This window comes from Pseudarthrobacter sp. O4, assembly GCF_050157025.1.
Taxonomy (GTDB): domain Bacteria; phylum Actinomycetota; class Actinomycetes; order Actinomycetales; family Micrococcaceae; genus Arthrobacter.
On the sequence record NZ_CP189591.1, the window covers coordinates 1,557,243 to 1,581,524 of the forward strand.

Genomic DNA, 24,282 nt, shown 5'->3' on the forward strand with positions numbered 1-24,282 from the left:
ATCTTGGTCACGATCTTGGTCACGCCAGCCTGACGACGGCCTGGGCCTTCACCAGCACCTTCTGGCCGCCCGAGACGACGGTGAGGTCCACGCGGGCGGTGCCCGCGCCGGCGTCGAGCGCTCCGATGGCGCCGCTGACCTCGATCACGGCACCGGGCTCCGGGGTCCCCGTGGTGTCGGCCACCGGGACGGGCTTGGTGAAGCGGGTCTGGAAATCGACGACGGCGGCGGGGTCGCCGGCCCAGTCGGTGACCAGCTGGACGGCCGCACCCATGGTGAACATGCCGTGCGCAATCACGCCGGGCAGCCCGACGCCGGTGGCGAAGGCCTCGTTCCAGTGGATCGGATTGAAGTCACCGGAGGCGCCGGCATACTTCACCAGGTCAGTGCGGGTGACCTCGATGCTGCGGCTGCCGATGCCCTGGCCGACCGTGAGGCTTGCAAGGGTGGGGGTGGTTGCCGTGCTCATGCCCTGTTTCTTGTTCGCTGGATTCTTGTTCACTATTGTCCCTCTCCGCGGACCAGGATGGACGAGGTGGCGGTGGCGACGGCCTCGCGGGAGTCATCGCCGGTCGCGACTGCGTCTGCACCTGCGGCAAGTGCGAAGATTTCCGAGCGGGTGGTGATCATGGCGCCGCCGCCCATGGCGCGGACGCCGTCGACGTGCAGTTCCGCGATCAGCCGGTCCCCGGCCACGATCGGACGGTGGTGGATGAAGCGCTGGTCCGCGTGGACCACACGGGAGAAGTCGATGCCGGAGTCGGGATCCTCGATCAGCTGGGCGTCGGCGCGCTGGGCGACGATGATCGCGAAGGTCGGCGGCGCCACGAGGTCGCTGTGGCCCAGCGCCGTGGCCGCGTCCACATCGAAGTGGGCGGGGTGGGTGGCTTTTACCGCACGCGCGAACTCGCGGATCTTCTCGCGGCCTACCTCGTACACCTCTGCGGCAGGGTAGCTGCGGCCCTGCAGATCCGGATTGATAGTCATGGATCCAGCCTAGCGCCACGCAGCCAGCCGGCCTCCCGTGTGACACCGGGCGGGCCGGGCCTCACCGTGCGGTATGATGAAAACATCAATTCATCAATCCGCGTACTGGCGCATGCCGGGCCGCGGTGCCGAGAGCGCAGGCCAGCCATGATTTCCGCAGCGCAGACCCCCTTGTACGAGATCAAGGCGAACCTGTTCAAAGCCCTCGCCCATCCGGCCCGGATCCGGGTGCTTGAACTGCTGGCGGCCGCCCCGGACACCGCGGCGCCGGTCAGCTACCTGCTCGCCGAGACCGGGCTGGAGGCCTCGCACCTCTCGCAGCATCTGGCCACGCTCCGCCGGCACGGCGTGGTGACCTCGGCCCGGTCCGCCAATGCGGTGACCTACCGGCTCGCCCATCCGAAGATCTCGGAACTGCTGGCCATTGCCCGGATCTTCCTGCTGGACAGCCTGGCCGATTCGAACGAACAGCTACGGCTGGCGCAGGAGCTTCCGGGCGGCCATCTCCAGGGTTCCGCGTCGTGAGCGCCGCCCGAGCGCTGCTCAGCAGGTTACTGCCCTCCCGCCGCGACTACGACGGGCTGCGTTCGACCTGGAAGACGGACCTGCTCGCCGGCAGCACGGTGGGCATCGTGGCGCTGCCGCTGGCGCTGGCCTTCGGCGTGAACTCCGGCGTGGGCGCCGAGGCCGGCCTGATCACCGCGGTGGTGGCCGGCCTCGTGGCCGCCGTCATGGGCGGTTCGAACGTCCAGGTCTCCGGGCCTACGGGCGCCATGGTGGTGGTGCTGGCCCCGGTGGTGGCCTCCCACGGCGCCAGCAGCATCGCCCTCGTATCGCTGATGGCCGGGCTGCTGGTGATCATGCTGGGGATCAGCGGGCTGGGCCGGGCCGTGGCCTTCATCCCGTGGCCGGTAGTTGAGGGCTTCACCCTTGGCATCGCCGCGATCATTTTCCTCCAGCAGGTCCCTCTGGCTACCGGAACCGAGGCGACGCCAGGCCGTAACACCCTGCTCGCGGCCATCGAGAGCGCGTCCCGGGCCACCGGGCCCACCGTCATCCAGACGCTGGCCGTGGTGGCGGGTGTCGCTGCCGTGATGTTCCTGCTGCCGAAGCTGAGCAAGTCCCTTCCTGCGAGCTTGATCGCCGTGCTGCTGGCCACCGTGGCCGCTGAAGTGCTGCAACTGGACATCCCGCGGATCGGCGCCCTACCGCATTCGCTGCCCGCGCCGTCGCCGCCCTCCTTCGATCCGGCGGCGCTTGGCGGACTGCTGATGCCCGCGGTCTCGATTGCGGCGCTGGCCGCGATCGAATCCCTGCTCTCGGCCCGGGTGGCCGCCGGCATGGTCGGCCCGGACGGCAGGCCTACCGGGGCGTACAGCCCGGACCGGGAGCTTACGGGACAGGGCCTTGCCTCCGTGGCGGCAGGATTCTTCGGTGGCATGCCCGCCACCGGCGCCATCGCGCGCACCGCCGTCAACGTCCGCTCCGGCGCCAAGACCCGGCTGTCCGCGATAGTGCACGCGTTGGTGCTGCTGGCCATCATCTATCTGGCGGCCGGGCTGGTCGGCCGGATCCCGCTGGCGGTCCTTGCCGGCATCCTGATGGTCACGGCGACACGCATGGTCTCACGGCACACCGTGACCGCCATCCTGCGCTCCACGCGCGCCGACGCCGCCGTCTTCGTCATCACCGCCCTCATCACCGTGGCCTTCGACCTGATCATCGCCATCCAGATCGGGCTCGCCGCCGCGGCAGTATTCACGCTGCGGAAATTCGCCTCGCTCAGCGGAGTGAAGCGCGAGGAGATTCCCGGGGCAGCCGAGGAAGGCGACGGGCACATCGCCATCTTCCGGCTGGACGGAGCCATGTTCTTCGGCGCCGCGGAACGGGTGCTGCAGGAGATCAGCCAGGTCAAGGACATCCAGGTGGCCATCATCCGGCTCTCCCAGGTGCGGATGCTGGACGCCACCGGCGCCCACACGCTCGTGGAGGTGATTTCGGCGCTGGAGCTGCGGGGCGTCACGGTGCTCCTGAAGGGCGTCCAGCCGGAGCACCTGGAGCTCGTGACCAACGTCGGCGTGATCCGCTCGCTGCGGCACCACAAGCACCTGTTCACGAGCCTGCCGGCGGCCGTGGACCACGCGCGCAGCCACGTCCGGCGGAACGCAGCCGTCAGCGCTTGAGGTTCTTCCGGATGGTCTGGCCGCGGACCACAATCCCCGCGATGTGCAGGATCAGGCCGAGGCCGATGACGGGCAGCGAGGCCACGGCCAGGCCCTGGTTATCGGAACTGTTGCCCACAATATTCAGGATGATGCCGAGGGCAATCAGGCCCATGGCGCTGAAAACGAGCATCTTGTAGGTGGTTGTCGCGGAGGCCCAGAATTCGTTCAGCACCGCCCCAGTCTACCGGGCAGGGGGCCCGGCGTTTCGAGCCGCAACCTCAGAACAAGGACTCCTGCACCGCCGGGACGTCCGAGCCGTGGTCACCGAGTTCGATCACCCGTGCCTTGAGCTGCCCCAGGTTCACCACGAATTCCAGCTCGCTGCCGTCCAGTGCCGCGACCGCAATACTGCCGCTCAGCGAGTCGATCCGGAACCCGTGGGCGTCCGCGCTGAGCTCATGCGGATAAGCGTGCCGGGCAGCCGGCGCGCATGCGGCGTCCGACAGCACCGGCCGCACCCACGTCTCGTCCACCACCTCGAAGCCGTCAATGCCGGCGCCGGTCAGCAGGAGGCGGGTTTCCGCGGCCAGCCGGTTGTTGAGCGCCTCGAGCTCGACGGCGGCTGCCGGCGCCACGAGCGCGGCGGCCTTGGCGGCCGAGCGGACCTGCTGCGGCAGTCCGGCGTCGCGGGTGACCAGATCCTCGAGGATCCGGACCACCCTTCCGTCCTCGGCGCGGGCCACATAGCGGGCGACGACGGCGCCCTGCTCGGCGAGCCGGTTCCATTTCCGCAGGTGCGAGGCGGTGCCGACCTTGCTGGCCCCGTTCGCGAAGGTGGCGACGTAGAGCCAGTGCTGCTGCATCAGGTACGCGCGCAGCCCCGGCGGGACCCGCCCGCCGCGGTGGAAGTCGTGGATGAGCCGCGAATCGTCCAGGACGAAGCAGCGCCCGCACTGGCTGCCTTTGACGGCGGCGGCGCGGGCGGGGCACAGGATGTGGTCCCGCTCCGCGGGACCGTGCACCAAGTGGTGCCCAAGGCAGGACTTCCCTGCGGCGGCGAGCCGGAAACCGAGGCGGGTGCCGGCGTCGAGCGCCAGCGCGGTGAAGGTGCCGGAGGGGTCCTGCAGCCGCAGCACCGGCTGTCCGCCGTCGGACTGTTCAGATCCCGGCCCGGGAACGGGCGGCGGACCATCCCAAAAGACCCCGTGGACCAGATAACGGGTATCGGTCACGGGGTCTCCCAGCTTGGTACGGGTGCGGCTACAGCGCCGGCTGCACCCCAAAGGCTACCGCGAGCTTCATGATCTTCTCGGCGCGGCCCAGGCGCGGCAGGTCGGAACCGTCGCGGATGACCCGGCCGCTGGCCTCGAAGTCGGCCATGAAGTCCGTGGCCCAGGCGACGTCGGACGGCGTCGGGCTGATGACCTCGTTGATGACGTTGGTCTGGTCGATGGCGAGGCAGAGCTTGCCGGTCATGCCCATCATCACGGTGATCCCGGTCTGTTCGCGCAGGATCGGGTGGTTTGTTCCCACCGTGGGGCCGTCGATGGGACCCGGCAGGTTGCCGACACGGCTGGCCACCACGAGCTTGGCGCGCGGGTAGGCCATGGCCTCGGGGGTGGCTGCCATGCCCGTGTCGCGGCGGAAGTCGCCGGAACCGAAGGCCAGCCGGAACGCGCCCTGGGCCTTGGCGATGCGGTTGGCTTCCTCGATCCCGACGGCGGACTCGACGAGCGGAATCACCGGGGTCTTGCCGTCCATGCGGTGAAAGCTTTCGGTGACCTGGTCCGCGGACTCGGTCTTCGCCAGCATGACCCCGAGCAGGCCGGGCGTGCCGCGGAGGCCGGCGAGGTCATCGGCCCAGAAAGCGCTCGTGGCGTCGTTGATCCGGACCCAGGCGTTGCCGCCGCCGGCGAGCCAGTCCACCACGTGCGCGCGGGCGGCGTCCTTCTGCGAAGGGTCCACGGCATCCTCGATATCAAGGATGATGGCGTCCGCACGGGAGACGGCGGACTGGTCGAAGAGCTCGGGTTTCATCGCGTTGACCAGGAGCCACGAGCGGGCGATTTCTGCTGGAACGTTGCGTTGAGGCCGGACGGTCCCGGCTGCGGTGGTAGAGGTCATGTCTCTACGCTATCCGCATCCGGGCCCCTCCAGCCAAGTATTCCGGCCCCGCGGGGTATCCATTACGACCAAAATCACAAACCTTACCCAAGTAGCTTGCAGTTGTTGTCGTTCTGGGCGCCCAAAACAACAACTGCGAGCTAGTCGGGAGGGCCGGATGGACCAGCCCGACGGCGTCCATTTAGGGGATGTTGCTGCCCCGCGCCGTGACCCACAGCCGGTACCACTCGGCCCGGCTCATGCCTGCGGCCACCTCCGCGGCGTCGGCGCAGGCCCGGATGCGGTCCGGCTTGGCGGTGCCGATCACCGGCGATATCCCCGCCGGGTGTTTCATCAGCCAGCCCAGCAGGATCGACTCCCCCGTAGTGTTCTTTTCCCCGGCCAGCTGCGCCACCAGGGCGGTGGTGGCGACCTCCGCTGCGGTCGGCATGGCGGCCGGCGCCCCGGTGTACAGGCCGCGGGCCAGCGCGCCGTAGGCCTGCAGGGTGACCCCCTGCCGGACGCAGTGCTCCACGGTGCCGTGCGGGAAGCTGTAGTCGGTGCCCTCCGCGTGGTTGACCAACACGGTGCTTTCCAGCCAGGCCCGTTTCAGCAGGCTCATTTCCAGCTGGTTGGCCACCACCGGGGCCTCCAGCCGGTCCTGCAGCACCTCGATCTGCGGCCCGGACATGTTGGACACGCCCACGGCGCGCACCTTGCCCTCGGCCATCAGCTGCCCGACGGCGGAGGCCACCTCGGCCGGGTCCATCAGCGGATCGGGGCGGTGCAGCATCAGTATGTCCACGTAGTCCGTGCGGAGCCGGGCCAGGCTTTCGTTGACCCGGGCCAGGATGCCGTCCCGGCTGAGGTCGTAGTGCGTCTCCAGGCCCCGTTCGTTGAGCCGGATCCCGCACTTGGTCTGCAGCCGGATGCGTTCCCGCAGCCCGGGCGTCCGGGCCAGCACCTCACCGAACACTGCCTCGGCCTTGCCGTTGCGGTAGATGTCGGCGTGGTCGAACAGTGTGATGCCGGCATTCAGGGCGGCGTCCACGGCGGCAGCAGCCTCGTCCACGTCCGCAGACGAGTACGGCTCCGCCGACCAGCTGCCGCCGAGGCCCATGCAGCCGTAGATCAGTTCCTGGAAAGGGACCGGCTCCTGGGCAGGGACCGGCTCCTGGGCGGGGACCGGCTCCTGGGCGGGCAACATGCTGTTTTCGGGGCCTCCGGACGCGTGGCTCACCGCAGCCAGACGGTGGTGCTGGCCGGCAGCAGGCCACCGTCGAGCGGTCCGCTGCTGAGCAGCACCTGGCCGGCCGGCAGTTCCACCGGTTCGTCGCCGAAGTTGGTCACCGTCTGCCAGCCGCCCGGGCGGCTGAAGTGCAGGACGTCGGCGTTGCCGGTTTCGAGCCATTCCAGTTCTTCCGAGGTATGCAGTTCGCGGCGCAGCTTGAGGGCCTTGCGGTAGAACTCCAGGGTGGATCCTTCCACGCCGTCCTCGGCAGCGACGGCGTAGCGGCCGAACCAGGCCGGCTGCGGCAGGTGCGCCCCGCCGTCGCCGAAGCCGAAGGAGCTGCCCTCCGCGGCCCAGGGCAGCGGCACGCGGCAGCCGTCACGGCCGATCTCGACTCCCTTGTTGCGGAAGAAGGTGGGGTCCTGGCGCTCGGAGTCGGGGATCTCGCCGACTTCCTGCAGGCCCAGTTCCTCGCCCTGGTACAGGTAGGCGGAGCCGGGCAGGGCGAGCATCAGCTGGGTCGCCGCGCGGGCGCGGCGGAGGCCGAGTTCGACGTCGAGCTCCTCGGCCGGGGCGCCGGCCAGCAGCCAGCCCTTGCCGTCCTGACCCTTGGCGTGCTTGCCGCCGGCCTTGGGCAGGCCGTAGCGGGTGGCGTGCCGGACGACGTCGTGGTTGGAGAAGACCCACGTGGATGATGCCCCGGACTCGGTGGCTTCGGCGAGGTTCCGGGTGATGATTTCGCGGAAGTCGTCGGGGTCGAAATCGGCCTGCAGGAGGTCGAAGTTGAAGGCCTGGCCCAGGCCCTGCGGGCTGGCGTAGCGGGCACGGCGGCTGGCGTGGACCCAGGCCTCGGCGACGGCGGTGCGCGGCGGGTTGTACTCGTTGAAGACCTCGCGCCATTCAACGTAGATCTCGTGGACTTCGTCGCGGTCCCAGAACGGGTGCGAGCCGTCGTCGAACCCGTCGGCGGCGCCACTCTCCGGGCCCAGCTCAATCCTGGACAGCAGCGGCTCGGTGAGGTCCTTGGTGAGGGCGTGCGCCACGTCCACGCGGAAGCCGTCCACGCCACGGTCGGACCAGAAGCGCAGGGTCTTGAGGAAGTCATCGCGGATCTCGCGGTTGGACCAGTTCAGGTCCGGCTGTTCCGTGGCGAAGATGTGCATGTACCACTGGCCGGGGGTGCCGTCCGGTTCCGTGATGCGTTCCCAGGCGGGCCCGCCGAAGACTGACTCCCAGTCCGAGGGCGCAACCTCGCCGTTCTGCCCAAGCCCATCCCGGAAGATGTAGCGGTCCCGGGCAGCAGAACCCTTGGGAGCCGCGAGGGCCTCCTGGAACCACACGTGCCGGTTGGAGGAGTGGTTCGGGACGATGTCCGCGATGAGCTTGATGCCGGCGGCGTGCAGCGCGGCGGACATCACATCTAAGTCCGCCAGCGTGCCGAGCTTGGGGTCCACGTCGCGGTAGTCGTCGACGTCATAGCCGCCGTCGGCGAGGGCGGAGGGGTAGAACGGGCTCAGCCAGACGGCGTCGATCCCGAGTTCCTTGAGGTACGGGACCTTGGCCGTGATGCCCTTGATGTCGCCCAGGCCGTCACCGTTGGAGTCGGAGAAGCTGCGCGGGTAGATCTGGTATACGGACGCCTGGCGCCACCAGTTGGGATCGGCAGCAAGGTCGGAACCGGACAGGGTTGCCAGCGTGGCGGTGGTGGTCAAGAGAGAGATTCCTTCGGGGCTCGGGACAGGATTCTGGTATTTTAGATACAAGGTAAATCTATTGCCTGAACAATTATGGGTCCGGATCCAGGGGAGGTCAAGATTTGATGCCGCAGGCAGCCGCCGCCACGCCCCAGCTCTTGCGCCGGGTCAACGCCCAGGCGGTACTGGGCTGTGTCCGCAGCATCGACGTGGCCACCGGCACCGAGCTGATGGCCCGGACCGGGCTCACCAGGGCGTCCGTGATTGCCGTCTGCGAGGACCTGATCCGGCGCGGCTGGATCCGCGAGCTGGACACCCCCCAGCGGGACGAGGTCTCGCCCGGCACCCCCAGGAAGGGCCGGCCGGCCCGGCGCTTCGAACTCAACCACCAGGCGGGCTACGTCCTCGGCATCGACATCGGCGCTGCCACCACGACGGCTGCCGTGGCGGACCTCCGCGGCACGGTCGTGGGGCGCTCCAGTGAGAGCTTCAGGGCCACAGACATCCCCGCGGAGGAGCGGATTGGCGTCGTGGACCGGGCCTGCCGGCAGGCGCTGGCGGCCGCGGGGACGGATCCCGCCAAGGTCCTGGCGGCCGGGGCCGGTATCGCGGCCCCAGTGGACCGCGACGGCAACGTCCTGGTGAACCAGCACTTCTGGAGCCTGTTCGACGTCGGGCTCCGCTCCGCCTTCAAGGAGCTGCACGGGTGGACTGTCCTGCTGGAGAACGACGCCAACCTCGCCGCGCTCGGCGAACGCTGGCGCGGTTCCGGCACGGGCGTGGACGACCTCGTGGTGCTCCTGGCTGGCGAGCGGCTCGGTGCGGGCGTGATGGAGTCCGGCCGGCTGCTGCATGGCCGGGGCGGCGCGGCCGGCGAAATGGGCTACCTGGACATGGTCGAGGGCGTGGGCTCCAGCGACGGCATCGCCAGCCTGGCACGGCAGTGGTCCGCGGCCGGCGGCGGGCCGTCAGCCGGAGGCACTCAGGGAGGCGCGGCCAGCGCCCGTCGGGTCTTCGAGGATGCCCGCGCCGGGGATCCCGCGGCGCTGCAGATCCTGGACCGGATCTCGGAGCGGATGGCGCGGGTCATTGCCTCGATAGCCAGCCTGATCAACCCGGAGCAGGTGGTGATCGGGGGTGCCGTAGCCGAGTCGGCCGGGGCGCTGCTGCCCGGCATCAACGCCCTGCTCCCCCGCTTCACCGCGACCCCGCCGCGCGTCACGGTCTCCCCGCTGGGCGATGCGATCGTCACGATGGGCGCCATCCGGCACGCCCTGGACTATGTGGAGGAGAATGCCCTGGAGCTGGAGTTTCCTGCGCCGGCGTGATCGCTCCAGGGCTCACGCCTGGTCTACTCCGGCCGGGGCGCGGGCCGGGACTACTCCGGCATGATCATGGTGCGCAGGTCCAGCTGGCGCAGCACCCGGTCCGCGACCTCAGGGTCCATGTCCGGCTCGTTGCGGGCTGCCACGACTTCCTGGCGGGCCGCATCGAGCGCAATGGTCTGCACGGCGATCGCGAGTTCGCGGCCACGCTTGCGTTTCTCCCCCACGCTTTCATTGCGGAGGCTGCCATCGAGCAGTTCAGCATGCAAGCGGGTCATTTTTTCCTTGACCAGCGCCACCTTTTCGGGTGGCAGCTCCTTCATGAGCTCGTTGTCCTTCAGCGCCGCGATAGCCGCCTGCTGCGCGCGTCCGGCCAGGACCCGGGCGGCGTCGCGTTCTTCCGAACCGTCCCCGGAAGCCTTGAGGACCCGCATCAGCCACGGAAGTGTCAGCCCCGGGAGCACCAGGGTGGCCAGCAGGACCGCGCAGGCGATCACGATCGGCTGGCCCTGGGCCGGGAACGGACTGCAGTCCTCCAGCGTCAGCGGGAGAGCCAGGGCCAGCGCCAGGGTGGCCAGGCCGCGCATACCGCACCAGGTGAGGATCAGGACTTCCTTGGCGGAGGTGGGGCGCAGCGAATCCCTCTTGGTGCGCGACAGGCCGGACATCATGGCCAGCCAGGCGAACCGGACCGCGAACGCCAGCACGCAGATCACGACGGCGGTGCCGATCATGTCGAATATGCCGGTGCCTTCGTCCCGGATAACCTGCCGCACTTCCAGTCCCACCAGGCCGAAGGCCAGCCCGGTGACCAGCAGTTCGACCACGTCCCAGAAGGCCGTCCGGGTGACCCTTTCGGCGGCATCCTGCGGCCTGGAGTGGCGCTGCATCTCCAGGGCGGTGATGACGACGGCGATCACACCGGAGGCGTGCACCTCTTCGGCCAGGATATAGGCGGCGAACGGCACCACGAGGGTGACGGCGCTGCGGGCCACCATGGACTGCACGAGCCGGGTGATCAGGCTGGTGAGCCAACCCATGCCGATGCCCACCACGACGGCGGTCGCGGCGCCAAGCGCAAACTGCAGGACAACGCCGGGGCCGATCTTCGTGCCGGAGACCGTGGCGGCCACCGCGGCCTGGAAGATGACGATGGCGGCCGCGTCGTTGAAGAGGCCTTCGCTTTGCAGCACGGTGATGAGCCGGCGCGGCATATGGACGCGCCCGGCGATCGATTCCACGGCCACCGGATCGGGCGGAGCCACCATGGCGCCCAGTGCGATGGCGGCGGGGATGCCGATACTCGGGATCATGAGCCAGGCCGCGCCGGCGACCACACCGTCGAGACAACACGAGGGCGACGGCCAGCATCAGCAGGCTGCGCCAGCGGACCCTGAAGACAGCCCACGAACTGCGCTGCGCGGTGGCGAAGAGCAGCGGGGGCAGGAAGATGGGGAGGATCAGCTCCGGCGAGATCTCCATCTCCGGAAACCCCGGAATGAAGGTCAGCGAAGCTGCCAGGATCAGCATCAGGACCGGGAATGGCAGCCGCAGCCTGTCCCCCACACCCACAGCCACCACCGTGGCCAGCAGCAGTCCTATGATGAGTGCCAGCTGGTCCATAAGCTCACTTTCCCCAGAAGTCATCGCGGCCGCCATGCGTTCCGGATGCGTCGACCGCCCCCGCCACTTTATCGGGAAGCAGGCCGGACCTTACCGGGGGCCGGAAGCAGCCCTGAGCTAGGCCAAGGCCTCCAAGGCCGCCGCGATGGGCAGGCTGCCGTCGCGGAATTCGATGGTGCGGCCAATGCTTACCTTCAGCCCGAGGACTGCGGCCGCGACGAGCGCGACATTGGCGCGCGCGGTGCCGGTGCCGTCGGAGGTGTCGGCCGGGTTGACGTCGATCAGGCCATTGCCGGGGCCGTCGGTGAGCGAGCCGGGGCCCAGGATGGTCCAGTCCAGGCTGGTGCCGCGGAGGTAGGCGTCCGCGGCGGCTTTGGCCTCGGCATAGGCGTAGAAACCGTTGTCCTGGGGGACACCGTGGTCCGGCCCTGCGCCGAGGTAGGACACCATGATGTAGCGTCCGACGCCGGACTGGCCCGCCGCGTCCATCGAACGGATAGCCGCGTCGCGGTCCACCGCGTAGGTTCGCTCCGGGCTTCCGCCGCCGGCGCCCGCGGACCACACCACGGCGTCGTGGTTCCGCAGGGCCTCGGCGATCTCAGCCGTCGTCGAGTTCTCAACGTCCAGGACAGCCGGCGTTGCGCCGGTGGCCGCGACGTCGGCCGTATGGTCCGGGTTGCGGAAGAAGGACGTGACGTCCTGCCCGTCCGCCGCGAGGATCCTGGACAGTTCCAAAGCCACTTTTCCGTGGCCGCCGATGATTGCGGTTCGTGTCATGGGCCCATTCTGTCCCACTTCGCCCACGCTTGACCGGCAAACTCCTTCGCGGGAGTCCTACATTGCCAGCCGTCCAGCCGTTCAGGCGGCAGTCCAGGGACTAGTCAGGAGCCGGGGCAACCCAGTATTTCTGCACCTTGGCTGCCGCCGTCCTCAACTGTTCACCGGTCACGATGATGGATTCCTCCTTCATGCCGATGTCATCCCATTGCGCAACCACGCGCGTGTCCCCGGCCAGGGGCAGCGGCCAGAGCCAGAACTTGGTTGACGCGGAGACCTCGTCGTCACTGCCCGTTCCGCCGCCGCCGCCCGACATCATCAAGACGGGCCCGGTCACCTGTTCCGTGCCGTCAAACATCCCCGGGTACAACTGGGTCGTCGTCGCCTTCCGTCCATCGGGAAAGGCGACACCGAATCGAAGGGCACCGCCGCGGCCGTTTTCCGAATCCAGTCTGTAGCGGCCCCGGTTGAAGCACTGATCAGTGACCATGCTCCAGTCGCGGTCCGACTCGGTCCCCCGGCGGACAGACCAGACAACCTCGATCAGACAGCCCGTGGAAAAGACCTCGACACTCTTCGCGGCCATGACCATTTCTGCGGACCGATGAATGAACTGCCCCAAGGAGACAACAACGGGTAGCTCATCCGATGGCGGGCCCGCCCAGACGGGCGGCACGTGCTTTGGCGGGCGTGGCCTGTCGGGCCGTTCCGGAAGATCATCAAAGAAGGACATTCCATCATCCTCGCACCACCGTCAACACCGGCCCCCTCCGCCGCAAGGGGCCTGAATGGTGCGCGGGCGGGGAAGGGCATACGTATGTGTCAGGCCCGGCGCCAGCAGTATGATGCGGCCATGAGGGAGAACGTCCTGGTGGCTGGAGCAGCGGCCCTTCTTATGCTCGCTTTGTCCTCGTGTGCGACGACGCCGCCGTCGACCGTGACAGCGGCGACGCCCGTGCCGACGGCTACAGCGGCAGTCGAGCGGGCGACACCGTGTCACGGCGCCTATGTTTCAGATGTCGACGCAAGCGTCCCGGGCATGGACACAAGCGTGCCGGGAGAGGCGACACCTGAAGCGGCTGCCGTGGCGTGGTCCACGTCGGTAGCCGCGCCTTCCGGCGCCCCCACCGTGGGATGGAAAGCAACCGACGAGTGGACGGTGCACAGTGGTGACTGGACCGTCGGTGTAAGCCGTACCGTTTCCGGCGGCTGGATTGTTTCAGGTTTGGGGTGCGGAGCCCCTCAGGGCTGACGCTATCCGGCATGACCCCTGCCGTGACCGGGCGCCCGGGGGTCAATGACGAAGAACTGCTGTGCCATGGTCCAGAGGTTGGTGGTGGTCCAGTAGATCAGGACGCCGATGGGGAAAATGATGCCACCGACGCCGAAGACCACCGGCAGGATGTAGAGCATCATCTTCTGCTGGCGCATGAACGGGCTGGCCGCGGCCTCCTCGGACAGGTTCCTGGCCATGATCTGCTTCTGCGTGATGAACTGCGATGCCGTCATGGCAACGACCATGAGGATGGTCAGCACCGTGACCGCAACAGAATCACCGCCGCCACCGTGGAGCAGGGACGCGGACAGCGGGGCGGCGAAAATGCTGGATTCGTTGAACTGCACCACTTGGTCGTGGCTCATCGCTCCGATGCCCTGGCCCCTATCGGCCGCCGTCGTAATTCCTGATAGCACGGTGAAGAGCGCGAAGAAGAACGGCGTCTGGATCAATATGGGCAGGCAGGCGGAGAACGGGTTGGTGCCGTGTTTCTTGTACAGGGCCATCTGTTCCTGCGCCATGGCCTGCCTGGACAGCTGGTCGGTCTTGTCCTTGTACTCGTCCTGGACCTTCTTCAGGTCAGGCTGCAGGAGCCGCATGCGGCGCTGGGCTTCGATCTGCTTCACGAACACGGGAATCAGGCCGGCACGGATGACCAGCACCAGCCCGATGATGGACAGGGTCCACGTCCAGCCGTTCGCCGCCGGCAAGCCGATGACGCCCAGACCCTCATGGAAGCCCACCATGATGGCGGACACAAGCCACCTGAACGGAAACATGACTGTTTCAAAGAACTCCATACGATATCGCCATTCGTCGGTGCCGCAAAGCTACGGCGAAACGAGGCACTTGTCACGCGCTGGTGTTGCGGGATGTGTGAACTCTCCTTGCCGGGCGTCTCATACCTGGTGCCTGGGGACCCGGATGATGCGGCGCTGGGTTGCAGCAGCGATAGCTGCGGTGCGGTTGTCCACGCCGAGCTTGCCGTAGATGTGCACCAGGTGGGTTTTCACGGTTGCCTCGGAGATGAAGATCTGTTTTGCGATGGCGCGGTTGGACAGCCCGGTCGCCAGCAATTCGAGCAATTGGACTTCCCGCGGGGTGAGCGAGGCGGCGGGATTGCTGATCCGGTTCATGAGCAGGGCCGCTATTTTGGGAGCCAGGGCAGTCTGGCCCGCGGCGGCTGCCAGCACGGCCTGCCGGATCTGTTCGGGCGGTGCGTCCTTAAGCATGTAGCCGCTGGCGCCTGCCTCCACGGCGGCCAGGATGTCCGCATCCGTGTCGTATGTGGTCAGGACCAGGACCGGCGGGGCCGCTTCCAGCAGCCTGATCTGCGAGGTCGCGGTGACTCCGTCCATGCCGGCGCCCATTTGCAGGTCCATGAGCACGACATCCACCGGGTCGCCAAGGGTTTGTAACCGCTTGAGTTCCTTGAGTGCTGCGTCGCCGTCGGCTGCTTCGGCTGCTACTGAGATGCCATCGAATTCGGTGAGCATGGCCCGCAGCCCGGCCCTGACCACGGGATGGTCATCAACCAGCAGAATGCGGATGTCGTTCATTGTTCTTCCCTCTCAGGCACGTCGTCCAGGGGCAGACGGATGGCCACCACCGTACCCTCCCCGGGGGCTGATTCGAGTTCGAGAGAGCCTTTGAGCGCCGTCACCCGTTCCTGCAATGACCGCAGCCCGAAACCGCTCCCGTCCGTCCGGGCATCCATCTGGGCGGCCAACCCGGCGGGGTCAAAGCCGACACCGTCATCATAGATATCCATGGTGACTTCACTGCCCAGGAAAGCGGCGGTCACGACGGCGTTGCTGGCGTTGGCGTGGTCTCTGACGTTGGCGAGGCTGGCCTGGGCGGCTCGGAGCAGGGTCACCCGGTACGGTTGCGGCAGCTCGGCGGGGTCGCCGTCGAGTTCAAACCGGCAGCGCAGCCGATGCCCCGGGGCGAGTGTGTCGTGGATTTCCCGGGCCAGCCGTTCGCGCTCGGCCAGCACGCCGGCGTCGTGCTGGGATTCTGCCAGCTCCGCACGGGTCCGGCGGAGTTCATCGGCTGCACGGCGCTGGTTCTCCGCCTCGCGGTAGAGCGCGAGGTAGGCAAGCCCGGTGACGACAGAGAAGGCCGCACCGAACAGGGGACCTAGGACCACCGCCAGATGCGGGACGGCCAGTCCGCTGGCAGCCCACTGGGCGGCAATCACCGCCGCCGTCATGAACGCGATGGTCAGCAGTGCAATCCGTCGCCGAAGCAAGTGCAGGTGCAGGAAGAAGAGGGGGAATGCCAGCCAGGCGAAGTCGGAACTTCCGGCCAGCAGGACGGCCCACAGGGCGGTGACGAGTCCCAGCCACAGGAAACCGTAGCGGCGCGGATCGAAACCCGTGCTGCCGGCGGCGAAGCGCTTTTCCAGGATGGTGCCGGTCAGGTAAACCCCGGCCAGAACAAGCGCGGTCCCGGCCAAGGCATACCGCAGTGGGTGCCCGCCACCGGATACCAGCAGCCTCAGAACAGCCACACCCAGCAGGGCGGCGAAGCCGACGTGCAGCGTCACTCTCAGGACGCGCAGGATCGCAACGGAGGGCGCAGCGTCCAGGCCGCTGAGCGCGTCGCCGGGTCCGTTGAGACCGGCCTCGTCCGGGGGTCGGAGTGGTTCCGTGGCAGGCATTGGATCAGCTTATGCGTGCCCGTCCCCGGCGGGATCAACCAATTGGTTGACCCGGGGATCAACCGTTCTTCCCCCGCGTATCAACCAACTGCGCGATGGCGCCGGCACCGGCCCGCGGAAGAGTGGACAAAAGAGCCTTTCGGCCGCCGCGCGTCACCCAATGAAAGAAGAACAAACGTGTTCCTTGCTATCCGCGATATCCGCTTTGCCAAGGGCAGGTTCGCCCTGATGGGCGGCGTCGTTGCCCTGATCACCCTGCTGCTCGTCATGCTCTCGGGGCTGACGGCCGGCCTGGGCGACCAGTCGACCTCGGCCATTGACAAACTCGGCGCCGTCAACGGCAGCGACGTCGACTCCAAGGCAGTGGACAGCATCGTCTTCGGCGCCCCCGGCGCCAACGAGCCCAAGGCCTCCTTCACCGAAAGCGAAATCACCGCCGCGCAGGTCCACAGCTGGAAGAACCGGGCCGGCGTACGAAACGCCGAAGCCCTGGGCATCAGCCAGACCCGCTTCCAGGCCGTGGCCGCAGGCAGCGGCGCGGCCACCGGCACCACCAACGTCGCGGTCTTCGGCGTCGCACCGGACGGCCAACTGGCACCCTCACACGTCACCGCCGACACCGTCGTGATCGGCAAAACGGTGGCCAAGGCCCTCTCCCTGAACACTGGAGACAGGGCCAGCGTCGGAGGAACCGAACTGACCGTCAGCGCCGTGGTCGAGGACCAGTGGTACTCCCACACCAGTGTCGTCTGGACCGCGCTTCCTACCTGGTCCAAACTCGCCCACCTGACCGACCCGGAGCAGCTCGGAACCGTCGCCGCCATCACCTACAAGGACAGCGCCACCGTTGACGAGGCCGCTGCCAACGTCGCAGCCCACACCGTGAGCGCTTCGCGCACCGGATCCTTCCAGGCACTGGGCTCCTATAAGAGCGAGAACGGTTCCCTGACGCTGATGCAGGCCTTCCTTTACGGCATCTCCGCCCTGGTCATCGTGGCCTTCCTTACCGTATGGACCGTCCAGCGGACCCGCGACATCGCTGTCCTGAAGGCCATGGGAGCCTCCGGCAGTTACGTCCTGCGCGACGCCATCACCCAGGCCGCGATCGTCCTGCTGGCCGGGGCTGGAATCGGCGGCGGGATCGGCATCCTCGGCGGCATCTTCGCAGCCCAGGCAGCCCCCTTCCTGGTCAACCCCGCAACGACAGTCCTGCCCATCCTCGGAATCATCGCCCTCGGCCTGGCCGGTGCGGCACTGGCCGTCCGCCGCGGCACCAAGGTCGACGCCCTGATCGCCCTGGGCGGGAACTAAAACCCACGGCAGCGAGCCGGTCCCGTCCGCGGCCGCGTCACAGATTCCGCCTGAGCACATTCTGAAAAGGAAGTAACACCATGTCCTCCACCCCCAGCCCCCTGAACCTCGTCAACGTCACCCTCGAATACCCGGACGGGGATGGAACCATCAAGGCCCTGGACGCCGTGAACCTCACCGTGCAGGCCGGCCAGATGATCTCCCTCGTCGGACCCTCCGGGTCCGGAAAATCCAGTCTTCTGGCCGCGGCCGCCACCCTCGTCCACCCCACCCATGGACTGGTGATCATCGACGGCACCGACGCCACCGGGCTCGGCGAGAAGGCCCTCACCGCGCTGCGGCGGGAGAAGATCGGCATCATCTTCCAGCAGCCCAACTTGCTCGCGTCCCTGACCGCCGCCGAACAACTCATCATCGGCGACCACCTGCGCGGAAAACCCCTCAAGGCTGCCCGGTCAAAGGCCGTCGAACTCCTCGACGTTGTCGGACTCAGCTCCAGCGCCGACAAACGCCCGCACCAGCTTTCCGGCGGCCAGCGCCAGCGGGTCAACATCGCCCGCGCCCTGATGGGCGATCCCAAGGTCCTGCTCGTGGACGAACCAACCGCAGCCCTGGACCACGAACGCAGCGACTCCATCGTCCGGCTCCTGCGCCGCGTCACCGACGACTTCATGGTCGCCACCGTCATGGTCACCCACGACACCGAATTCGTCCCACTGACCGACTCGGTCGCCACCATGCGCGACGGTAAACTCACCGCCCCCGTGCTGACGACGGTCTGATACCCAACATCCCCGCTGACGTCGTGCAGGAACGGGCCCGCCAACCCGGGGGCCCGTCCCTGAAGAATTCCGCCCCTCTCCCCCATTAACCCAAGGACCACCTCTCATGAAAAAGATCTATTACGCCTCCCTCTCCTACATGATCGCCGGCCTGGCGTCCGGGCTGTTCTACCGTGTATTCACCAAAGCCAACGACTTCACCGGCGACACCCAGCTTTCCCTGGTCCACACCCCACCTCCTGGCCATGGGCATGCTGTTCTTCCTCGCCGTCCTGGCACTGGACAAGCTCTTCAACCTCTCCGGCCTGCGCATGTTCAACGTGTTCTTCTGGACCTACAACGCCGGCCTGGCCCTCACCGCGGCCATGATGGTCCTCAGCGGCATCCTCACCGTCCAGGGCATCACCCCGTCAGCCGCGATCGCAGGCATCTCCGGGCTGGGCCACATCGGCCTCACCGCCGGCCTGATTCTCCTGTTCATCACCCTCGGCAAGCGCGTCTCCGGCAAAGAAACCGCCGAAGCCGAACTCACCCGGGCCAACTGACCCCACTGACCCTAAGTCGGCAGATATGATCCTGAACCTGGAAGCGCCGGCCGCCGGCACGCGGAAACGATGGATCGGCCCCGCTGTACTGGCCGCCGGGCTGTCCATGATCGTCAGCGACGGCACCATGGTCGGTGTTTCGCTGCCGGCCATCATCGCGGACCTGAAACTGGACCTCTCCGACGCCCAAAGGGTGAACAGCCTTTACTACGTGGTTTTCGCGGCCCTGCTGCTGACCGCGGGAAGGCTCGGGGACCGCATCGGCGATGGCGGTATTTTCCACCGCGTGTTCCAGGACGGCTTTCATGACACCCATCAGGTAGCCCTCATAGGCGGCGAAGAGTGGTTTGCCGTGGACGGTGAGCAGGGACGGGTGAGGACGCCGGCTACCAAGCCGGCGGGCCAACCCTGGCGAACACGGGCACGGGCGGCGGGGCAGTCAACTTCCCCAACGGATCGGTGTCATCGTCGTCCGCATTCGGGATGCTGCTCGCAAGCCCACTGGCAATACAGCTTGCCGCGCCAAGCATTCAGCTGAGCGGCCTTCCCGCCATCAGCGGAGCAACACCCAACCTCTATCTTGATGGATCGAGCAACCTGAAGCGGATCATCTAGCGGTCCGTGTTGAACTGCGTGCACAGGTTCCGGCTGGCGTAGGTGGCGGCCGCCGTTGCGTTGTCGATATCCACTAGGCCCGGACCCGCCGTAGTCCCAATTTCCGACCGATTCTTACCCTCTGCGAAGAGCGTGCAGGAAGCGCCGCCGTCCTCCAGAAGCACCTCGTCCGACGGTATGTCCCCACGCCAGACCTTCTTCACGCCTTCAAGGTATTTCCTCTGCGCGGACTCGTCATTGAATTCCGGAGCTACGGACGCAGCGGGGGAGGGTGCAACGAGCAGCGGGCCGATCGGTTCCGAGGCCTCGGCGCTCACGGTCTCTGCAGATGACGACTCGCTTGCTGCCGGGGCGGGCTCCGCGAGCAGCGGGCCGATCGGTTCCGAGGCCTCGGCGCTCGCGGTCTCTGCAGGCGCCGTTTCGCTTGTTGCCGGTTCGGTTGTTGCCGTTTCGGTTGCCGCCCGTTCGGTTGCCGCCGGTGCTGAGCACCCAGTGATTCCGAGCAGAGCAACAAGAACGAGTCCCCCAAGTTTTCCCATGCCGAGAGTGTAGCGGCTGGATCCACGAATTAACACATCACGCCCAGGAGGCACCCATGCCGATAATCTCTGGCACGCTGCGGGAGCATTGCCGTCAAGCACACTGGCGGCGCGGCCGTTCGTGCGGGTAAAACCTCTTCATCGCTGGCCGTAGCCGTCCACCCGGTCCGCGGCAATACAGCCGGAGCCTCCATCGCGGCGGCCGGCAGAACCGCATTGTGAATGTGCGAACCGGCCGCGCCCGCGGAGTCGTAGGTAACCGACCCCGCGTGCAGGTGCGACCCGGCAGCACCCGAGGAATCGTGGGGGAGCCGAGACCACCTCCCCCACGATAACCAGGAGTACGCCCAGAAAAGTGGACGAGAGACGAAATCCCATAGCCGCCCCACCAGGAACGCTGCACCCGGCGGCCTGCTGCGGCCAGCCCGGTGCCTGCCACCGGCCGGCACCGCGAGGAGGGAGATCAGCGAAGTGCGGCGCGGCCGGAAAGGAGCAACCGGGCGCCCATGACGCGAGTGCCTCCCCGGGGACCGGGTCACGGAGAGGGGGATCGGTGCTACGCAACGATCCATCTGCGCTCCTTGCGGCACTGGTCTTAGGTGACAAGACAGACGCTAGGCAAAGCAACTTGGGAAAACCTTGGATCGGCGGCGTCGACGCTGAGATTGCGCGCAGTGACGCGAAATTGGTCGTAGGGCATCCCGGAGGAACGCGCGGACCCAATCCCGCAGCTTTTTCACTGCTGTAACCAAAAGGCTCCGAGTGTCACTCCTGGTGCGAAAACTAGGCACTTTCCGAGCTCGGGTCGTCTTATCATCGCGTCCCGTATCCGCACGTGCTCTACGTTCAGTGCTCACATAGTGATCGCGTTCGGCTGAACACCCGTCGAAGTTCCGTATATTCCTCGACCCAGTTCTTCGGCGTCGCGAGCGCGATCTTCACCAATATTGCCAGCGGCGGTGAGTCCCTCATCGAACCGCTCGCGTCGTAGGCGCTGTCACGTCACTTCGGGGGGCCGGCAATGTAGTAGCCGGAGACATCGGCGATGAAGTGGGTCGTTCCCGAGGAGCGGTTGAAGAGCGTGACCTTTCCGTCCGCACCTACGGGAACGGTCACCGAGTTCGGGACAGTCTGGCCCGTGGCGAAGTTCAAGTTGGAAGCGTTCGGGCGCGCAGTGCCGGCGTAAGCGGCAGCGAAGCCGAAGGACCGGGGCTCGGTCACAGTGAGGTTGAACGTCACGGCCGAGACCTTCGCCGGGATCCCGTTCGCCCCGCCGACCTGGAAGGACACCGTCGAGTCAGCACCGACCGCGGCGCGGCTGCGGGTATCCAACGCCCGGAACGGTGCTGTGGGCTTGAACGCACCAGCCACGGTCGGGGTGCCCGCGATGTAATAACCGGAGACGTCGGCGATGAAGTGTGTGGTACCCGAGGAGCGGTTGAAGAGCGTGACCTTCCCGTCCGCACCTACGGGAACGGTCACCGAGTTCGGGACAGTCTGGCCCGTGGCGAAGTTCAAGTTGGAGGCGTTCGGGCGCGCTGCGCCGGAGGCGTACGCGGCGGCGAACCCGAAGGACCGGGGATCGGTCACGGTGAGGTTGAACGTCACGGCAGAGACATTCGCCGGGATCCCGTTCGCCCCGCCGACCTGGAAGGACACCGCCGAGTCAGCACCGACCGCGGTGCGGCTGCGGGTATCCAACGCCCGGAACGGCGCGGTGGGCTTGAACGCACCAGCCGCCGTCGGGGTGCCCGCAATGTAATAACCGGAGACGTCGGCGATGAAGTGGGTGGTGCCTGAGGAGCGGTTGAAGAGCGTGACCTTCCCGTCCGCACCTACGGGAACGGTCACCGAGTTCGGGACAGTCTGGCCCCTGGCGAAGTTCAAGTTGGAAGCGTTCGGGCGCGCAGCGCCGGAGGCGTAAGCGGCAGCGAAGCCGAAGGACCGGGGCTCGGTCACAGTGAGGTTGAACGTCACGGCAGAGACATTCGCCGGGATCCCGCTCACGCCGCCGACCTGGAAGGACACCGACGAGTCAGCACCGACCGCGGAACCGGTACGGGTATCCAACGCCCGGAACGGCGCTATTGGAATTTGTGTCCCTGGTTCAGCCTCAGAACCTGCCGTAATCCTGATCGTCGAGGCGACGCTAGGCACCCCGTTGGCGTCCATTGCGAAGAGCAGATAGCTGCCCGGCACCAGCACGCCGCGGTCCGCCGGCAACGTCAGCGACGCGGTGTTGCCCGACACCGAGGTTGCGGTCAGCGGGATCCGCCGCTGGTCGGTGTTCACGGTGTGGGTCACGGTGCTCATCCGCATCAGGGAGAAGTTGGTGACGGGCGCTTTGGTGGTCACCGCGATCCTGCTGCCGGTCGCGGCGGTGGCCGGTGCGGTCACAATCGTCGGCCGGGTGCGTGCACTGCCGTCGGCGTTCAGCAGGTAGGGCGGCGTGAAAATCTGTCCGTCCAGATGGTTTGTCGTGCAGGTGTTGCACAGCCCGCCACCGCCGACGAAGACCCGGCCATCGGGAAGCAGCATGCCGACGCTGTGATACGTCCGGGGGATAGCCATCGGGGCCAGCGTGGTCCACTTTCCGGTTGCCGGGTTCCAGATTTCCGGAGCCATCCTGGCGCCGGTGTCGGTGAACACAACTGGTGTGGCCTGTCCTCCGACCACGAGCACCTGCCCGTCGGGCAGCGCGACCCCGCTCGCGTACGACCGGGTGACGGCCATGTCTGCGGTCCGGGCCACCTTCACACCGTTGTTGATGTCGATAGTGTAAGCCCGAGCCGTAGCCGGGACTCTGTCGTAGGCGGTCGAGCCGCCTACGGTCATAATCTTTCCGACGTCGTACATCACGGCGTCGCCGTTCATCGCGTCCGGGCTATCTGCGCGCAGACCGGCCGAGGTGATGCTGCCCTTGCCGGTGGTGGAGATCCAGTTCATCTGGCGGCTCGGCCCGGCGTGGAACACCCGGCCACCGGGGGCGGCAAACAACCAAGCGTGATTGTCGGAACGGTATCCGCCGCGGGGATCGTCGGTCAGGATGTTGTCCACCAGGACATTCGGCAGCGTTCGCCAGCCGCCGGCGGCGGACCACACCTCGCCGTTCTTGTTGCCGATACCGCCCGACCACGACCCGCCGATAGTGAACACCTCACCGGTGGAGGTGGTCACGTTGCTCTGGTAGCCCCGGGCGATCTTCATGTCCGGCCCCGAGGTCCAGGCGTTCGTCGCAGGGTTGTACAGGGTAGTTTTGGCGCTGTCGCCGCCGCCGCTGATCAGGATCCTCCCGTCCGGCAGCAGCGAAACCCCGGGGCAGAACATGTCATGACCGGTGTTGACCCTTTGGGCCGGGCTCACCGCACCGGTGGTGAGGTCCATGATGGAAATCTGGGTATAGCCCTTGTCAACGCCGTAGGCGACCGGCGAATAGGCGGACCAGGCCAGCAGCCGGTTGCCGGGCAACAGCGCCGCCGCGACCGGGACGATCGGGAAGCCGATCGTGGGACCCCAGGACCCCAGCGACGGGCCGGACAGCTGGGCGGTAGGAGCCGCGGTTTGCCCGGCGAGCAGGTTGATCTCGGCGGCAGGGGGTGCGGTTTGCCCGGCGAGCAGGTTGATCTCGGCGGCACTGCTCCACGGACCGCGGTTGCCGGCCTCAGCGGTCGCGGTCAGCCGGACGTACCGGGCGCTGACCGCAGTGAAGGTCACCGTCTTCTCCGCACTGCTGTCCGCCCAGGTCCCGTGAGCCACCGGGGCACTCCAGGTGGTGCCGTCGGCGCTCACCAGGATCTCGAAGCTGCCGACCCGCCCGTTCGCGAGGTCAGTACGCGGGAGATAGCGCAGCCCCGAGATGCTTCGTGTCGCCTTGGTGTCGATCGTGATGCTGTGCGCCAGCGGTGCCGCCGGCGCCGGGGACCACCTGCTGTGCCACATCGTGGCAGCACTGCCGTCGAGTACATTACTGGCGCGGCCGTTCGTGCGGGTAACCTCTTCATCGCTGGCCGTAGCCGTCCACCCGGTCCGCGGCAATGCAGCCGGAGCGGCCTCCATCGCGGCGGCTGGCAGCGCCGCATTGTGAATGTGCGAACCGGCCTCGATGGCCGTGTCGTCTGGGATTGCCCCCCTGTGCAGGAGCGACCCGGCAGCACCCAAAGCATCGCGCGGAGCCGAGACTACCTCCCCTACGAAGACCAGGAGTATCACCAAAAATGTGAAGGAGAGACTAAATCCGAGGGGCCTCCTCACCCTGAACGCTCGGCCAGGCGGTCCGCCCCGGCCGGCCCGGTGCGCGCCAGCGGCCGGCACCTGGAGGAAGGACCTAATCAGCTGGGTGCAGCACAACCGAAAAATATCTGGAGCGAAGGCAAGCGATGATTGCCGCATTCCGGCGGGAGTTCTTGCGCCAGAAACCACCGACCAGCCAGTAGGCGGCAGCCTATGGCGAGCGCTGCCATGGTGGGCGCCGCTCATGGGGAAGTGACCCAATGTGCTATCCAACCAGCCATCTGCGTCTCCTTGCGGCAAGAGAACCCCGAATTAAGACAGACGCTAGGCCGAGCAGCATGGAGAAACCTTGGGCGGGCAAAAGCGGGTCTTGCGCCGAGTGCCGGGCACAAGGACGCTGCCGCCCGAACGCAGAAA

Annotated in this window: 21 protein-coding genes and 1 pseudogene; 7 read left to right on the forward strand and 15 right to left on the reverse strand. The window is 67.3% G+C overall.

What is annotated here, in order from left to right; translation table 11 throughout:
* Positions 1-19 precede the first annotated feature (19 nt).
* Together ACQCSU_RS07090 and ACQCSU_RS07095 are read right to left on the reverse strand one after the other, a co-directional pair.
* Positions 20-469, reverse strand: a complete 450-nt coding sequence (locus ACQCSU_RS07090; protein ID WP_426979038.1) for a MaoC family dehydratase — start codon at positions 467-469, stop codon at positions 20-22.
* Between the two features lie 32 nt (positions 470-501).
* Positions 502-987, reverse strand: coding sequence for an FAS1-like dehydratase domain-containing protein (locus ACQCSU_RS07095; RefSeq protein WP_426979039.1), 486 nt, complete (start codon positions 985-987; stop codon positions 502-504).
* A gap of 147 nt (positions 988-1,134) precedes the next feature.
* Here ACQCSU_RS07095 and ACQCSU_RS07100 point away from each other — a divergent pair, with 147 nt between their 5' ends.
* Both ACQCSU_RS07100 and ACQCSU_RS07105 read left to right on the forward strand, forming a co-directional pair.
* The gene (locus tag ACQCSU_RS07100; protein ID WP_426979040.1) at positions 1,135-1,512 is read left to right on the forward strand and encodes an ArsR/SmtB family transcription factor; all 378 of its coding nucleotides are present in this window, start codon (positions 1,135-1,137) and stop codon (positions 1,510-1,512) included.
* Entirely contained in the window at positions 1,509-3,170 is a 1,662-nt protein-coding gene (locus ACQCSU_RS07105) for a SulP family inorganic anion transporter (protein ID WP_426979041.1), read from the forward strand. The genes ACQCSU_RS07100 and ACQCSU_RS07105 overlap by 4 nt, the downstream gene beginning before the upstream one ends.
* Here the strand turns inward: ACQCSU_RS07105 and ACQCSU_RS07110 are convergent.
* The 5 genes from ACQCSU_RS07110 to ACQCSU_RS07130 form a co-directional block, all read right to left on the reverse strand.
* On the reverse strand, positions 3,160-3,384 hold the full coding sequence (locus ACQCSU_RS07110; protein ID WP_426979042.1) for a DUF3188 domain-containing protein: 225 nt from the start codon (positions 3,382-3,384) through the stop codon (positions 3,160-3,162). The two genes, ACQCSU_RS07105 and ACQCSU_RS07110, sit on opposite strands and share 11 nt — an antisense overlap.
* Positions 3,385-3,430: 46 nt before the next feature.
* The gene (locus ACQCSU_RS07115; protein WP_426979043.1) at positions 3,431-4,384 is read right to left on the reverse strand and encodes a DUF2797 domain-containing protein; all 954 of its coding nucleotides are present in this window, start codon (positions 4,382-4,384) and stop codon (positions 3,431-3,433) included.
* A gap of 28 nt (positions 4,385-4,412) precedes the next feature.
* Positions 4,413-5,276 (reverse strand): HpcH/HpaI aldolase/citrate lyase family protein, encoded by an 864-nt coding sequence (locus ACQCSU_RS07120; protein ID WP_426979044.1) that lies wholly within the window; start codon positions 5,274-5,276, stop codon positions 4,413-4,415.
* Between the two features lie 181 nt (positions 5,277-5,457).
* Positions 5,458-6,375, reverse strand: a complete 918-nt coding sequence (locus ACQCSU_RS07125) for an aldo/keto reductase (RefSeq protein WP_426979737.1) — start codon at positions 6,373-6,375, stop codon at positions 5,458-5,460.
* 116 nt (positions 6,376-6,491) lie between these two features.
* Entirely contained in the window at positions 6,492-8,198 is a 1,707-nt protein-coding gene (locus ACQCSU_RS07130; protein WP_426979045.1) for a glycoside hydrolase family 13 protein, read from the reverse strand.
* 107 nt (positions 8,199-8,305) lie between these two features.
* On the opposite strand from ACQCSU_RS07130, the gene ACQCSU_RS07135 reads away from it, so the two are divergent.
* Positions 8,306-9,508 carry an ROK family protein gene (locus ACQCSU_RS07135; RefSeq protein ID WP_426979046.1) on the forward strand — a complete coding sequence of 401 codons (1,203 nt, stop codon included), beginning with the start codon at positions 8,306-8,308 and terminating at the stop codon, positions 9,506-9,508.
* A gap of 50 nt (positions 9,509-9,558) precedes the next feature.
* Here the strand turns inward: ACQCSU_RS07135 and ACQCSU_RS07140 are convergent.
* The 6 genes and pseudogenes from ACQCSU_RS07140 to ACQCSU_RS07165 all read right to left on the reverse strand — a co-directional run bounded on the left by ACQCSU_RS07140 (position 9,559) and on the right by ACQCSU_RS07165 (position 15,843).
* Positions 9,559-11,128: pseudogene (locus ACQCSU_RS07140) on the reverse strand (Na+/H+ antiporter).
* Positions 11,129-11,245: 117 nt separating this feature from the next.
* On the reverse strand, positions 11,246-11,905 hold the full coding sequence (locus ACQCSU_RS07145) for an NAD(P)H-binding protein (RefSeq protein WP_426979047.1): 660 nt from the start codon (positions 11,903-11,905) through the stop codon (positions 11,246-11,248).
* Positions 11,906-12,005: 100 nt separating this feature from the next.
* Positions 12,006-12,491 carry a hypothetical protein gene (locus tag ACQCSU_RS07150; RefSeq protein ID WP_426979048.1) on the reverse strand — a complete coding sequence of 162 codons (486 nt, stop codon included), beginning with the start codon at positions 12,489-12,491 and terminating at the stop codon, positions 12,006-12,008.
* A gap of 668 nt (positions 12,492-13,159) precedes the next feature.
* Positions 13,160-13,981 (reverse strand): membrane protein insertase YidC, encoded by an 822-nt coding sequence (gene yidC / locus ACQCSU_RS07155; RefSeq protein ID WP_426979049.1) that lies wholly within the window; start codon positions 13,979-13,981, stop codon positions 13,160-13,162.
* 99 nt (positions 13,982-14,080) lie between these two features.
* The gene (locus ACQCSU_RS07160) at positions 14,081-14,740 is read right to left on the reverse strand and encodes a response regulator (protein WP_426979050.1); all 660 of its coding nucleotides are present in this window, start codon (positions 14,738-14,740) and stop codon (positions 14,081-14,083) included.
* On the reverse strand, positions 14,737-15,843 hold the full coding sequence (locus ACQCSU_RS07165; RefSeq protein ID WP_426979051.1) for a sensor histidine kinase: 1,107 nt from the start codon (positions 15,841-15,843) through the stop codon (positions 14,737-14,739). Before ACQCSU_RS07165 ends, ACQCSU_RS07160 begins: the two co-directional genes overlap by 4 nt.
* Before the next feature lie 177 nt (positions 15,844-16,020).
* Between ACQCSU_RS07165 and ACQCSU_RS07170 the strand changes: the two genes are divergently transcribed.
* From ACQCSU_RS07170 to ACQCSU_RS07185, 4 genes are all read left to right on the forward strand, one after another.
* Entirely contained in the window at positions 16,021-17,154 is a 1,134-nt protein-coding gene (locus tag ACQCSU_RS07170; protein WP_426979053.1) for an ABC transporter permease, read from the forward strand.
* An 80-nt stretch (positions 17,155-17,234) separates the two neighbouring features.
* Positions 17,235-17,936: an ABC transporter ATP-binding protein gene (locus ACQCSU_RS07175; RefSeq protein ID WP_426979055.1), complete on the forward strand. Its 702-nt coding sequence runs from the start codon at positions 17,235-17,237 to the stop codon at positions 17,934-17,936.
* Positions 17,937-18,109: 173 nt separating this feature from the next.
* The gene (locus ACQCSU_RS07180) at positions 18,110-18,481 is read left to right on the forward strand and encodes a DUF2871 family protein (protein WP_426979057.1); all 372 of its coding nucleotides are present in this window, start codon (positions 18,110-18,112) and stop codon (positions 18,479-18,481) included.
* Positions 18,482-18,506: 25 nt separating this feature from the next.
* Positions 18,507-19,019, forward strand: a complete 513-nt coding sequence (locus ACQCSU_RS07185) for an MFS transporter (RefSeq protein WP_426979058.1) — start codon at positions 18,507-18,509, stop codon at positions 19,017-19,019.
* A 73-nt stretch (positions 19,020-19,092) separates the two neighbouring features.
* Here ACQCSU_RS07185 and ACQCSU_RS07190 read toward each other — a convergent pair whose 3' ends face one another.
* Positions 19,093-19,635 carry a hypothetical protein gene (locus ACQCSU_RS07190; protein ID WP_426979060.1) on the reverse strand — a complete coding sequence of 181 codons (543 nt, stop codon included), beginning with the start codon at positions 19,633-19,635 and terminating at the stop codon, positions 19,093-19,095.
* A 1,002-nt stretch (positions 19,636-20,637) separates the two neighbouring features.
* Positions 20,638-24,111: a discoidin domain-containing protein gene (locus ACQCSU_RS07195; RefSeq protein ID WP_426979061.1), complete on the reverse strand. Its 3,474-nt coding sequence runs from the start codon at positions 24,109-24,111 to the stop codon at positions 20,638-20,640.
* Positions 24,112-24,282 lie beyond the last annotated feature (171 nt).